The organism is Sphingomonas lycopersici (assembly GCF_026130605.1).
Lineage (GTDB): Bacteria > Pseudomonadota > Alphaproteobacteria > Sphingomonadales > Sphingomonadaceae > Sphingomonas > Sphingomonas lycopersici.
In genome coordinates this window covers 359,452-372,249 of the sequence record NZ_JANFAU010000003.1, presented here as the reverse complement: position 1 = coordinate 372,249, position 12,798 = coordinate 359,452, and the positions used below count along the sequence as shown (strand labels likewise).

10 protein-coding genes are annotated in these 12,798 nt (G+C 64.8%); 5 read left to right on the top strand and 5 right to left on the bottom strand.

Features of this window, described 5'->3' with window-relative positions; translation table 11 throughout:
• Positions 1 to 87: 87 nt before the first annotated feature.
• Positions 88 to 1,437 carry a sensor histidine kinase gene (locus NED98_RS08425; RefSeq protein WP_265312604.1) on the bottom strand — a complete coding sequence of 450 codons (1,350 nt, stop codon included), beginning with the start codon at positions 1,435 to 1,437 and terminating at the stop codon, positions 88 to 90.
• Positions 1,427 to 2,104, bottom strand: a complete 678-nt coding sequence (locus tag NED98_RS08420; RefSeq protein ID WP_265312821.1) for a response regulator transcription factor — start codon at positions 2,102 to 2,104, stop codon at positions 1,427 to 1,429. The genes NED98_RS08425 and NED98_RS08420 overlap by 11 nt, the downstream gene beginning before the upstream one ends.
• A gap of 407 nt (positions 2,105 to 2,511) precedes the next feature.
• Here NED98_RS08420 and NED98_RS08415 point away from each other — a divergent pair, with 407 nt between their 5' ends.
• On the top strand, positions 2,512 to 3,243 hold the full coding sequence (locus NED98_RS08415) for a PEPxxWA-CTERM sorting domain-containing protein (protein ID WP_265312603.1): 732 nt from the start codon (positions 2,512 to 2,514) through the stop codon (positions 3,241 to 3,243).
• Positions 3,244 to 3,962: 719 nt separating this feature from the next.
• On the opposite strand, the gene NED98_RS08410 is transcribed toward NED98_RS08415, so the two are convergent.
• Positions 3,963 to 5,189: an MFS transporter gene (locus NED98_RS08410; protein ID WP_265312602.1), complete on the bottom strand. Its 1,227-nt coding sequence runs from the start codon at positions 5,187 to 5,189 to the stop codon at positions 3,963 to 3,965.
• Between the two features lie 114 nt (positions 5,190 to 5,303).
• Between NED98_RS08410 and NED98_RS08405 the strand changes: the two genes are divergently transcribed.
• Complete coding sequence (locus NED98_RS08405; RefSeq protein WP_265312601.1) at positions 5,304 to 7,454, top strand: glycoside hydrolase family 65 protein; 2,151 nt, start codon at positions 5,304 to 5,306, stop codon at positions 7,452 to 7,454.
• A 2-nt stretch (positions 7,455 to 7,456) separates the two neighbouring features.
• The gene (gene pgmB / locus NED98_RS08400) at positions 7,457 to 8,110 is read left to right on the top strand and encodes a beta-phosphoglucomutase (protein WP_265312820.1); all 654 of its coding nucleotides are present in this window, start codon (positions 7,457 to 7,459) and stop codon (positions 8,108 to 8,110) included.
• Between the two features lie 32 nt (positions 8,111 to 8,142).
• Here the strand turns inward: pgmB and NED98_RS08395 are convergent, their stop codons facing one another.
• Positions 8,143 to 9,126, bottom strand: a complete 984-nt coding sequence (locus tag NED98_RS08395; protein WP_265312600.1) for a LacI family DNA-binding transcriptional regulator — start codon at positions 9,124 to 9,126, stop codon at positions 8,143 to 8,145.
• A 436-nt stretch (positions 9,127 to 9,562) separates the two neighbouring features.
• Between NED98_RS08395 and NED98_RS08390 the strand changes: the two genes are divergently transcribed.
• Positions 9,563 to 11,827, top strand: a complete 2,265-nt coding sequence (locus NED98_RS08390; protein ID WP_265312599.1) for a TonB-dependent receptor — start codon at positions 9,563 to 9,565, stop codon at positions 11,825 to 11,827.
• A 266-nt stretch (positions 11,828 to 12,093) separates the two neighbouring features.
• Here NED98_RS08390 and NED98_RS08385 read toward each other — a convergent pair whose 3' ends face one another.
• Positions 12,094 to 12,234, bottom strand: a complete 141-nt coding sequence (locus NED98_RS08385) for a hypothetical protein (RefSeq protein WP_265312830.1) — start codon at positions 12,232 to 12,234, stop codon at positions 12,094 to 12,096.
• A 192-nt stretch (positions 12,235 to 12,426) separates the two neighbouring features.
• Between NED98_RS08385 and NED98_RS08380 the strand changes: the two genes are divergently transcribed.
• Positions 12,427 to 12,741: an MFS transporter gene (locus NED98_RS08380; RefSeq protein WP_265312598.1), complete on the top strand. Its 315-nt coding sequence runs from the start codon at positions 12,427 to 12,429 to the stop codon at positions 12,739 to 12,741.
• Positions 12,742 to 12,798: the final 57 nt, after the last annotated feature.

The window sequence follows — 12,798 nt, the reverse complement described above, 5'->3', positions numbered from 1 at the left end:
ACGCCATGACGAGGGGGGTGCCAGCGGGCGTCACCGACGGGGCGGCCTAATCCTCCTCAATCGGCGGTTTGGCGAGTGAAATGAATTTCACTCGGCCGGGGTGATGCGCGCGATCAGCCCCGGTTGCGCGTCGCGCAGATCGAGCCGCAGCCCGTGCGCACCGAGGATCGCGGACACCACGCTGAGCCCCAGCCCGGAGCCCGGCGCGCTGGCGGCGTTGCTGCCGCGGTGGAAGCGGCGCAACACCGCCTCGCGCTCGTCCGCGGCAATGCCCGGTCCGTCGTCCGCCACGTCGAGGTGCCAGCGCGCCGCATCGCCGCCGGTGGTGATGCGGACATGCCCGCCCGCGCGGCCGAATTTGATCGCATTGTCGACGAGGTTGCTGACCGCTTCGAACAGCAATTTCTCGTCGCCGTGAAGCGGCAGCGGATCGCAATCGAACGACAGCGTGATGCCGCTGTCCTCGGCGAGCGGCTCATACAAGTCGGCGACGCTCGCCGCGATCGCGCCGAGATCGACCGCCGCGAACCCCGCACGCCGGCTTCCCGCCTCGAGTTCGGAAATGCGCAGCAATGCGGCGAAGCGCTCGAGCACGGTATCGAGATCGTCGACCGCCTGGGTCAGCCGCGCGCGGTGATCGGGCGCCAGCGCATCGTCCTGCGCAATCCGGTGGAGATTGGCGCGCACGCGGGTAAGCGGGGTGCGCAGGTCGTGCGCGATCGCATCGGTCACGCCCTTCACCTGCGCGATCGTGCGCCCGACATCCTCGACCATCGCGTTGACGGTATCGGCGAACTGATCGAGTTCGTCGTGCCGCCCGGCGAGCGGCATGCGGCGTTCGAGATGCCCTTCGGCAATCGCGCGGCTCGCCGCCTGCAGATCGCGCACGCGGCGCAGCGGCCCGAGGCTGAGCCCGATCGCGGTGGCCCCGACCCCGATCGCTATTGCCACGCCGCTCCACACCAATATCCCGAGCATCCGCACGCGCAGATCGCGGATCTGGGTGATGTCGCGCCCGACGAGCAGGGTTTCGCCGCGGTCGGTGCGTTTGGCGAGCAGCCGGATCGGGCCGATGCCGTGGCCCGCGTCCTCGATATCCGCCGGCTGGTCGTAACGCAGCGAGGGCGGCATCCTGAGCATGCCCGCGACCGGTTCGCCGTCGCTGCCGAGCAGACCGTAATAATTGAGCCCCGACCCTGCGCGTTCGGTTTCGAGCCGGACGCGCGCGGGGAGTGCCTGCGGCGCGACCGCGAGCATCCGCCCCGCAAGATCGGCGAGGATGCGGTCGCTGCGGTCGGTCAGTTCGCGGGCGGTGAGGAGGTAGATCGTGCCGGTGAGCAGCACGATGCCCGCGGCGAAGGTCGCGCCGAGCATTGCGGTGAGGCGAAAGGCGCTGGTGCGGCGGATATCCGCGAAGCGCAGCGGCTCAGCCAGCATCGAGCCGATAGCCTTCGCCTTTGATCGTCTGGATCGCCGAAGGCGCGCCGGGGCGATCGAGCTTCTTGCGCAGCCGCGCGATATGGACGTTGATCAGATTGGCGCCGGGATCGAAATAATAGCCCCACACCTGCTCGAAGATGATCCGCCGGCTGACCACCTCGCCCCGGTTGCGCATCAGGAATTCGAGCAGGCGAAATTCCATATGGAGCAGCCGGACGGCCTCGCCCGCGACATGCACGGTGCGCCGCACCAGATCGAGCTCGATATCGCCGGCGCGCAGCAGCATCGTATCCGCGCGATCGTGATGACGCCGGATCAGCACCTCGACACGCATCGCCATCTCATTGGGGGCGAAGGGTTTGATGAGATAATCGTCGCCCCCGGCGCGAAGCCCGGCGATCCGCTCGTCGACGTCGCTCAGCGCGCTGATCATCAGGACGGGGGTGGTGATGCGGCGCTCGCGCAGGATGCGCACCACCTCGAGCCCGTCGACCGCGGGGAGCATGCGGTCGAGCGTGATCGCGTCGAACCCTTCGCGGGTCGCGCGGTCGAGTCCGGTCGCCCCGTCGCGAGCGATCGTCATGTCATGGCCATGCCCGGCCAGTTCCGCGGCGATCTCGCGCGCGGTGCCTATGTCGTCCTCGATCACCAGGATGCGGGGCATGACGCGGGCATAAGCGTCGGAAACGCTCACGACAACGCTCTTGCGAGCACAGCGAATGCCGCACGCCCTCCATCGCGCGCGAGTGCGTAATATGCAGTGAGCTTGGATCCTTTCGCATCTGATGGACGTTTTTGTCGATTGGACCGTCGTCAGGGCGGCTCAAAAGGGTGTTGAGATGCGTCTGAAGCTGCTTCCGGCACTACCAGAGCCGGCGACCGGGGTCATGATGATCGCCGGCTTCGGTCTGCTGGATGGGGGAAATCGCCCACCCTGGGGCGTGGTTCGTCCACCTGCAAGGCCTCACACGGAGCCGGCGCGCGACACTAGCAAGCGCGTCCATTTGCATCGCTCTGCGAGCTAACGAAAATAAGAGCCATATTTTGGGATACTAATAGGGAGTGACGTTTATGAAGGGGATCATCCTAAGCGCCGCAGTGGTCATGCTCGGCTTTGCTCCCAACGCAGTAGGGGCTGTGTCAACCGTCAAATTCAAGTTCTCGGGCAATCTCGATTATCGTAATGCTTACGGTGCGCGTGGCAGCATTCTGAACAACGCTCTTCCTTGCGAACGGGGGTGCCCCTGGACTCTTTCGGTGGAGTTGCCGGACCACGCCGGGCCGTCCTTCAAGGCCCAGTCAGCGGTGCTAAGCTTTGGAGGCGAATCATATAGCCTCTCTGATTTTTCCGCCTACTCAGCCTATATCTTCGGCAATTCGCCCTACGACGTAATGATCATGCATGGTGGGGTGGACTACCCAGTGACTGGGGTGCCCGGCGCGACGGGTCTTGGTTTCGAATTGGGTTTCAACTTTCCGAGGGGCACATTGGTAGCCTCACATCAGACTCCACCGACGGATCCGAACCTATATCTACACGGCCTTCTGCCTTCCTCGTTCGCCTATCTCTTTATGACAAACTTTCCCGGCGAAGCCGGTGGCGGCGAATCCGGATTGCAACTCGAGACGTTTGACCCTTTAAAAGGCCCGTATCAATATCCTTTGACGGGGTTTTCGGTGTCCGGAGCGTTTTCCAGCGCCGTTCCCGAGCCGGCAGCGTGGGCAATGATGGTCGGGGGCTTCGGTCTGATGGGCGCTGCAGTCAGACGCCGCCGCCCCGTTTGTCCCTATGTCCTGACCTGAAGGGTCAGTAGCGGGACGCGCTACACCGGTCGGCCGTCGAGCACGCCATTTTCGGCGACCCGATTGTGCTTCGGGGACGACAGGAGTGTGCCACGCGTCGCTTTGCCGATGTTCTAAGCGGCTAGGGAGCTTTAATGCCCGCAACGGATCACTCCACCAAGGCTACCGGAAATGGTGGGCGGCGCTCCCTCCGAAAAGGGGAAAGTCGAGACGACTTCAGCAAACTCCCTGAGATTATTCTGCGCGAAGACCAAGCAGTGCTGACACTCGCGAGCCGTCCGCAGCTATGGTCGCGGTGAGTTGGCCGAGCCATTCGTCATCAGGCTGAGATAGTGGGCAAAGCACACCCAAGGGTTTTGCTCAAGCCGCCCCCGCCCTTTCCGATGTCTGCTGTCGGGTATCTACAAAAGGCGTCTCTATGGAAGAGATTGGGGCGGCAGCGGTCGGCCGGTGCCGGCTGACGTATTCACCCGGCCGAAGAGCTCGGGGTGGGTGGAAACCTGCATAGCGGTTTTAGAGTAGATCGAAAGCTATGCCTGCGGGTGATCGCATTCGATGGAAGTGGCAACGTCCGACCCGGTTCAAGTCGCTGTGCGTTCGGTGTTCAGCCGGCTCTCGGCAAAACGGCCGTTCGTAAGGAGAACGGTGTCGATCGGGGCTCCGAACGTCGCCGCACCAGCGCTCGGTCGGCCGCATTTCTTCAACCTCCGGAGCATCAGTTATGCCGCCACGGATCGCCGGCGGATCAACACTGTCGCCACGGCGAGCGCCGCGATCGGGGCAAGCAATGTGTAAAAAGCGAGCGTGCCGTGGAAAGCGGCGAACACATGGCCGACGATGAACGAGCCGGTCGTGCCGCCCAACGCCGAGAAGACCACGATCAGCCCGACCATCGCGGGCTGCTTCTCGGGCGGCATCGCCGAAAGGATCGCCGAATTGAGTGCGGGATAGATCGGCGCCATCGCCAGCCCGATCAGCGGAAAGAGGAAGGCAGCGAGTGGCGCGCCGGCCCATGACGTCACCTCGCCGTGATGCGCTTCGGCGAGCGGCAACACCGCGACGATCAGGATTGCCATCATCACAAGGCAGCCGCAGACCAGCGGAAACCACCCGGTGCGGCGAACGATCACCCCGGCGCCGAGCCGTCCGACGGCAAGACTGACCGCGAAAATCGATGCCGCCTGCACGCTCATCGGCGCGGACAGCCCGAGCAATTCGCGGTTGAAGGTCGGCAGCCACGAGCCGATGCCCTGCTCGACCAGCACATAGCAGAAGATCGCCGCAATGAACGCGAGCGTCAGCGGGCGCCACGCCAGCCGGATCATATCGGCAAAGCGTCTCTCGGGCGCGCCCGACGCGGCAGCCCTGCCGATCGCGCCCTCGTCGAACGGCGTCACGACGAACAGCGCTGCCACCCCGAGACATAGTGCCGCCAGCACATAATAGACGTCGAGCCACTGGAGGTTCCCTGGCGCGACCGGATCGATGAAGGCGGCGAAGATCCAATAGCCGCTGAGCACGCCCAGCATGAACACGCCCTCGATCAGGTTGAGCAGAGAGGCATGCCGCGCGCTACCCTGCGTCAGCAGCCCGACGAAGCTGTAGACCGACACCTTGGCGACGCCGAAACCGATGCCGACTGCGAGGAACATCAGCCGCGTCGTCCAGAAGCCGGGCACGAGCGGCATCGCAAGGCAGGCGAAACCGACCCCGGTCAGCGCGACGATCAGCGCACGGCGCAATCCGAAGCGCGGCAATTGCGCCGCCAGAAGGAAGCTGGTCGCCGCGATCGACAGGTCCTTGAACCCCTCGAGCGAGCTCGCCGCCCCCTTGGTGACACGGAACGATTCGATCGACTGGAGGATCACCGTCCCCACGCTGTTTAGCAGCACCGCGAATATGGCGTAGCTAAGCGCCAACGCGATCGTGATCCGGGTCCTGTTCATCATCCTCCCCCAACCTCACTCGCAATCCGGTTTATGGTCTTGACCGCTTCCTATTATGAAATGCATATCATAAGCAAATCGGGCGAGCGATCGTCATCCTCGGAGAGCAATGCAGTGGGGCGATCATTACCGGAAGCAAGCTTTTCGTCGCTCCGGTTCGCGCGCGACGGCTGGCACCTCTCGGCGGCGGGAACGGATGCGCAATCCGGCCATGTCGCGGCGCTGTTTTCGATCGGCAACGGCTTCGTCGGCACGCGCGGGCCGGGCGACCCCGTCGGCGCCCCGCGGGTCTATCTCAACGGAGTCTATGAGCGCGTGCCGATCGCCTATCACGAGGCGGCACACGGCTTCGCGCGGGAAAGCGACTTGCGGCTGGCAGTGGCCGATGCGACGCGCCCCGCGATCATGGTCGCGGGGCGGCTGCCCGGCGCGACGGCGGCGGTCGAGCTCGATCTCGCTCGTGGCGTGCGCACCGAAACGCTCGCGATCGACGAGGTGGCAGTGACGGTCGAGCAGTTCGTCCCGATGACGCGTCAGGGGCTGGTGCTGACCCGCGTCCGCTTTCCGGCGGGGCAGGACGTGACCGTTCTGCCTTATGTCACCGCGCCGCCGGGCGCGGGCGAGCCGGCGGCGGCGGCGGATGCGGTCTATGATCCGCGGATCGCGCCGACGATGGCCGACAGCCCGTGGATCGAACAAGCGGTGCGCGCCGAGCCGAACCACGCGCTACGCATCGACCGGCTGGCGCGCAGCTGCTTTGCGGTCGCGGCGGGGATGCAGCTCATCGGTCGGCGGTCGGTCGACGGCACGGCCGAGATTGACCTTGTCTCCGTTTATCGCGCGACGCGCGACGGCGATCCCAGCCATGAAGCGATGGAGGCGATGCGGCACGCCGGCAGCCATGGCTATGACGCGCTGCTCGCTGAACAGACCGGCTGGTTCGCGGATTTCTGGGCCGCTAGCAACGTCGACATCCCCGCCGATCCCCGCGCCGCGCTCGCGATCCGCTTCGCGCTCGCCGAACTGGCGATGGCAGTGGGACGCGACGGCAAGACCTCGATCGGCGCCAAGGGGCAGACCGGCGAAGGCTATGAAGGCCACGTCTTCTGGGACGCGGATCTCTATGTGCTGCCGGTGTTCGCCTTCACCCGACCCGAGATCGCTCGGGCGATGCTGATGTGGCGGATTTCGGGGCTCGATGCCGCGCGCGACAATGCGCGCGCGATGGGACAGCAGGCGGGCGCGCTCTATCCGTGGCGCACCATCGGTGGGCACGAATGCTCGGCCTATTTTCCGGCGGGATCGGCGCAATATCATATCAACGCTGATATTGCCTTCGCGCTGGAAACCTATCTCGCGGCGACCGGGGATCGCGCGATCCTCGCCGAAGGCGGTGCGGCGCTGCTGGTCGAGACCGCACGCATCTGGCTCCAGATCGGCTACCATGACGCGGCGCGCGGCGACGCCTTCGTCATCAATCGCGTGACCGGGCCCGACGAATATTCGGCGATCGTCAACAATAACCTCTATACCAACATGATGGCGGCGCGGCATTTGCGCTTCGCGGCGCGCGAGGGCGTCGCCGCCGGGCTGATCGACGCCGTCGAAGCAGCGCGGATGACGCGCGCGGCCGAGATGATGTTCCTGCCGTTCGACGCCGAGCGGCAGATCCCCGCGCAGGACGAGGCGTTCTTCGCGCTCGAGCCCTGGCCGTTCGGGCAGACACCGGCCGATGCCTATCCGCTGCTGCTTCATTTCCACCCGCTGACCATCTATCGCCACCGCGTGTCGAAACAGGCCGATGCGGTGCTCGCGCTGGCGCTGATGCCGGAAGCGTTCGGCGACGCCGGGCGGCGGATGCTCGATACCTATGAAGCGACGACAGTGCATGATTCGACGCTGTCGGCCAGCGCCTTCGCTACCGCCGCCGCGCGGGTCGGCGACGGCGCGCGCGCGGCGCATTACTGGCGCGTCGCGGCCTTGACCGACCTCGCCGACCTGTTCGGCAATGCCGACCACGGGCTCCACATGGCGGCGCTGGCGGGGAGCTGGACCGCACTCGTGATGGGCTTTGCCGGGATGCGGGTGGAGGGTGACATATTGTCGTTCGATCCGGTCGAGATTCCGGGGCTCGCGAACTACACTTTCACCGTCACGTTTCGCGGCGCGCGGGTCGAGGTAGCGGTGTCGGGCCGGGAGGCGCGCGCCACGGTTGACGGCGGCGATAATGTCGTCGTGCGATGCGGCGGGGCGGAGGCGAAGTGACGATGGCGTTCCGCGCGGCGATCTTCGATCTTGACGGCGTGCTCGTCGACAGCGCCCGGCTGCATTTCGTGGCGTGGAAAAAGATCGCCGAGGAACTCGGCGTGCATTTCACCGAAAAGGACAATGAAGCGCTGAAGGGCGTCGATCGCTTGGGCTCGCTCGAGCATATCCTGGCGCTCGGTGCGCTGGCGCGGACGCCGACCGAAAAGGACGAACTCGCCACGCGCAAGAACGGCTATTATCTCGAGGCGCTGGAAACGATGGACGCCAGCGCAGTGCTGCCCGGCGCGACCGCGTTGCTGGGCGCCGCGCGGGATGCGGGGCTGGCGCTGGCGGTTGCCTCTGCCAGTCGCAATGCAACGACGGTCCTCGCGCGCGCGCAGCTGCTCGATGCTTTCGATTTCGTTGCCGACGCCGGAAAGATCGCGCGATCGAAGCCTGCGCCGGATATTTTCCTTGCCTGCGCCGAGGCGCTGGGGATCGCACCCGAAGCCTGTGTTGGTTTCGAGGACGCTGCCGCCGGCATCGCTGCGATCAAGGCGGCGGGGATGACCGCGATCGGGATCGGCGACCCGCTGGTGTTGGGCGCGGCGGACCGGGTGTTCGCCACGACTGCCGCGGTCGAGCTGGCGTCGGTGCTGCGGCTGGCGCGCTAAGCGGGAATGTCCCCGTTCGCGCTGCTCGCCGCTCAGGTCTGACGGACGATCAGCCGCGTCGGCAAGATGCTCGATTTGGGTTTCCCGCCCTCCAGCATCTGCATCAGCTTCTCCACCAGCAGCGCGCCAGCGAGATGTGTCTCCTGCTCGATCGTCGTGATCGCCGGGGTGAAATGCGCGGCGGGCGGAATGTTGTTGTAGCCACACAACGAATAATCGCGCGGCGCTTCCAGCCCCGCCTCGCGGAAGGCGGCGATGATCGCCATTGCGGCGGTATCCGAAAAGGCGAACACCGCGTCGGGCGGCTGATGGTTGCCACGCAGCCACTGCGCCGCGCTTTGGAAGATCGGCGCATAGGCCATTTGCTCCGCCGCGAGATGCTCGACGCTGACCTCGCGGTGTTTTGCGGCGATCTCGCGCAGTCCCTCGAAGCGCATGTTGATCTCGCTATGCGCGATATTGCCGACGAACAGCCAGCGTTTCGCGCCGCGCCGGACGAACAGCTCCCCCGCGAGCCGCCCGCCGAGGTGGTTGTCGCTGCCGACGGCGCAATAAGGATCGGCCGGGTCGACCCCGCCCCACACCACGAACGGCGCGCCGGCGCGGGCAAGGTCGCGCAGCATCCGGCCGCGCACGCCCTGGCCGAGGAAGATGAACCCGTCGGCCACGCGCGAGCTGATGAGATCGACATGGCTTTGCGCGTCGGACAGGTTTGGCGGGGAAAGCAGCAGATCCTGATTGCGCACCGACAGCGCTTCGGACACCCCCGCGAGCAATTCGAAGATGAACGGGTCGGCGACGCGCCCGGCGCGATGCGAGGCGAGATCGAGCACCACCGCGATCGTATCGTTGCGCGTCTGCCTGAGCTTTTGCGCATTGCGATTGATCGCATAGCCATTTTCCCGCGCGACCCGCAGCACGCGCTCGCGCGTCTCGTCATTGACCAGCGGGCTGTTGTTGAGGACGCGCGACACCGTCGGCTTCGAGACGTTCGCCAGCCGGGCGATATCCCCCATATTCACATCCATGCCGCGGCGACGCGCCAATATCCTCACTCCCCAACGTTGAAACGGTTGCAATCGCTGCGGCGATCGCCGCCATCATGGCCGTCTGTGATCTTCCGGCAAGAGATAAGCGCGGGCAAAGCGCCGGCGCAACAACCAGCTTGTGTACCAGGGTGGGGATCCGTGCCCGGATGGGGAGGAGGGCACTCATGATCTCTTTTGCACCAACTGTTGCATTGCTGCCACGCGATCGCATCGATGTTCCGATCTAAACCACTGATAAATATAACTTTTATTCGAAGGCGCTGGATGTAACATTTTATTGAAATGCAATTCAGGGCGGTATAACGTTCGTCGCGAAGACGCGCTTGAGAGCATGCGTCGATCGCAGGAGAGGAATATGATGTTGTCCCGCAATCGCACTTTCATCGCCGTTTCTGGCTTGGCAATGTCGGTTGCTCTGGCCAATCCGGCCTTGGCGCAGGATACATCGGCGCAGCCGGCCGCGGCGGCGCAACCCGCCGATACCGCCCCCGAAATGTCCGATATCGTCGTCACCGGCCGCCCGGCGGGCAGCGGGATCAACAAGCTCGAAGCGGGCTATTCGATCACCACCATGTCCGCCGAAGACATCAAGCTGCAGGCGCCGAAGAGCGCGGGCGACGTGCTCAAATCGATCCCCGGCGTGTGGGTGGAAAGCTCGGGCGGCGTCGGCACCTCGAACGTGTTCGTGCGCGGTATTCCCAGCACCGGCGACGCGCCGTTCGTGACGATGCAGTTCAACGGCATCCCGGTCTATGGCGCCAGCAGCCTCTCGTTCATGGATCAGACCGGCATGACCCGCATCGACGACACGGTGATGGGGATCGAGGGCGTCAACGGCGGCCCTGCATCGCTGTTTTCGGACGGTCAGCCGGGTCTGACCACTAATCTGCGGCTCCGCGAGGGCGGCGAAGAAATGCACGGCAGCCTGACCGCCTCGGTCACCGACTATAGCGCGTGGCGCGTCGACGGCTATTTGAGCGGCAAGCTTGCGCCCGATACTTATTATATGGTCGGCGGCTATATCTCGCGCGGCGATACGGTGCGCCGCGCCGGGTTCGACACCGAAAAGGGCGGTCAGATCACCGCCAATCTCACCCACAAGTTCACCAACGGCAGCATCAACGTGTTCGCGCGCTACACCGACGATCACGGCGAATGGTTCCTGCCGTTCGCAACCGCCGTGCCGGGGCTCGATCTCGGCACCTACAACCAGCTCAGCAAATATTCGCGCTACGCCACGATCATCACACCCGGCAGCGCGGGCAGCGGCGCGACCGAGACGGTCGACCTCAACAAGGGCCGCGGCTGGAAGGGCATCGTCACCGGCGCGAACCTCAATTATGATTTCGGCGGCGGCATCTCCTTCGCCGATCGCTTCGGGTACACGAGCGGCACGCTGCGGACGACCGGGCTCGTGCCGGCCGGCGCAGGGGCGATCACCGTGGCTGATGCGCTCGCCGCCGGGAACGGTACGCCGGGCCAGATCGCGGTCCACGGGATCAACACCGGCGCGACGCTGGCACCGACCGATTACGTCCAGCAATTCGGCGCCTGGGTAGTCGAAAAGAAGCTTCGCAACATCTCGAACGAAGCTGTGCTGACCTTCAAGACCGGCCCCAACACGCTCAACCTCGGCTATTATTTCTCGCATTTCTCGTCGCGCGACGCATGGAGCTTGGGTGCCAACCGCTGGATGCAGGTGGGCGGGTCGCGCGACCTCGTCGATCTGGATAACGGCACGCTCGGCGCGTTCGCGATCGCCGATTACGGGCGCGCCGACGTCCATGCCATCTACGCGTCGGACTCGTTCAACATCACCGACGCGCTGCGCCTCGATGCGGGGGTGCGGCACCAGTGGACCAACATCAAATTTAATATCCAGGGCAATGGCCTGCCCGATTATGCGCATATCACCCGCGAGGCGACGCCGTGGACGGTCGGCCTCAATTATCGCGCGACCCGGACGTTCGACGTCTACGCGCGCGTGTCGCAGGGCTATCATTCGCCGTCGTTCGACGATGTGCGCTCGCAGCTCGGCAACACCGGCCCGCGGCTCGACCTCAACTGGAGCGTGCGCTCCTACGAAGGCGGCGTGAAATATCACGACCGCGGGCTCCAGCTCGCGCTGACCGGCTTCTACGACGAGGTCGAAGGTGCGGTGTACAATGACGTCGGCGTCCCGCCGCAGATCGCAGGTTCACGGACCAAAGGCATCGAGTTCGATGCCTCGTGGCAGCATGCCAGCGGCTTCGGCATCACCGGCAACGCGGTGCTGGAGGATGCCAAGACCCACACTCCGAACATTCCCGATTTCGACGGCAAGCGCGCGCAGCGCATTCCCTCCTATCAGGTGCGCGTCACGCCGACCTTCACCGTCACCGCCTCGGATACGTCGGACGTGACGCTTTACGGCACGTTCGAGGCGATCGGGAAGCGCTACAGCGACCTCAAGAACCTGCAGGAGCTGCCGGCCTACCAGACGCTCAGCGCGGGCATCAAGGCGAAGGTCGACGGCTTCACGCTGCAGATTTCGGGCGACAATCTCACCAACTCGCATGGCCTGACCGAAGGCAATCCGCGCTTCCTCGCCGGGCCCGGCGTGGCGATCCCCGATGTGCGGCCGATCTTCGGCCGGTCATATCGCTTCTCGGTCGGTTACGCTTTCTGATCGACCGCGAGGCAGCCCTCATCTGTTCCGGTCCAAATCCCCGGATCAGATGACCTTGCGCCGTCGACGGGGTTCCGGACGCGGATTGAACCGCATCCGGAACTCCGCGTTACCGCATCGCATGCATTGTCCCCGGAATTTCTGCTCGAACCGCGATGGCAGTATCGCGATTGGGGCCGCCGGGAATTCTCGGAGTGCTGGGTCCAACGACTTCGCTAAGTTCTCGACCAAGTGATGACCAGGGCCGCACGGCCCCGGTCAGTTTTTCAATAGTCCATCGGCGACGTAGCCGCCGGCTTTTCGTCCTTGGGCAGCCCGGCCACCAGCGCTTCGGTCGTGATCAGCAGCGACGCCACCGAGGCGGCGTCCTGGAGCGCGGTGCGGACCAGTTTGGGCTCGGTGCACACGGATTCCTAGGGATCTCACTCGGAATTATCAGTGGGTTTGGGGGGAAGGTCGGCATATGGCTCGGCGGCCAGCTTGGCGACCGGTTCGGCCGCGCCGACGCACGCGCCTATTGCGCGATTCCTGCTATTGCGAGTCTGGCGGCGCTTCCCTTCACGATCGCTGTCTATCTGATACCGAGCGCGCCGGTGGCAATGGCATTGATGATCATACCGATCATCCTGGGTTCTTTCTGGTTCGGGCCGGTCTACACAGTCGGTCAGAGCGTTGTCCCGCCGACGATGCGGGCGACCTCGTCAGCCATCCTGCTGTTTATCCTCAATGCGATTGGCTTGGGCCTTGGGCCGCTAAGCGTGGGCCTTCTCAGCGATCTCCTGGCAACATCGTTCGGTCTGGGTGACGCCGAAGGCGTGCGGTGGGCATTGATCGCGTCGAGCCTGTTGGCGCTCGGAACATTCGCGCTGTTCTGGACCGCGAAACGCACTGTGCGGGTGGATATGGTCCCGTGAGGTTACTGGATGAGATAATCGGCAAGGAGAATAGTTTCGCTCCAAATAGCTTCGTCG

What these genes read in the sequence shown, in the direction of transcription:
- NED98_RS08380 (WP_265312598.1), top strand. Translation starts at nt 12,427, where the DNA reads ATGGCATTGATGATCATACCGATCATCCTGGGTTCTTTCTGGTTCGGG.
- NED98_RS08390 (WP_265312599.1), top strand. Translation starts at nt 9,563, where the DNA reads ATGTCGGTTGCTCTGGCCAATCCGGCCTTGGCGCAGGATACATCGGCG.
- NED98_RS08420 (WP_265312821.1), bottom strand. Translation starts at nt 2,104, where the DNA reads ATGCCCCGCATCCTGGTGATCGAGGACGACATAGGCACCGCGCGCGAG.
- pgmB (WP_265312820.1), top strand. Translation starts at nt 7,457, where the DNA reads ATGGCGTTCCGCGCGGCGATCTTCGATCTTGACGGCGTGCTCGTCGAC.
- NED98_RS08425 (WP_265312604.1), bottom strand. Translation starts at nt 1,437, where the DNA reads ATGCTGGCTGAGCCGCTGCGCTTCGCGGATATCCGCCGCACCAGCGCC.
- NED98_RS08410 (WP_265312602.1), bottom strand. Translation starts at nt 5,189, where the DNA reads ATGAACAGGACCCGGATCACGATCGCGTTGGCGCTTAGCTACGCCATA.
- NED98_RS08395 (WP_265312600.1), bottom strand. Translation starts at nt 9,126, where the DNA reads ATGGGGGATATCGCCCGGCTGGCGAACGTCTCGAAGCCGACGGTGTCG.
- NED98_RS08415 (WP_265312603.1), top strand. Translation starts at nt 2,512, where the DNA reads ATGAAGGGGATCATCCTAAGCGCCGCAGTGGTCATGCTCGGCTTTGCT.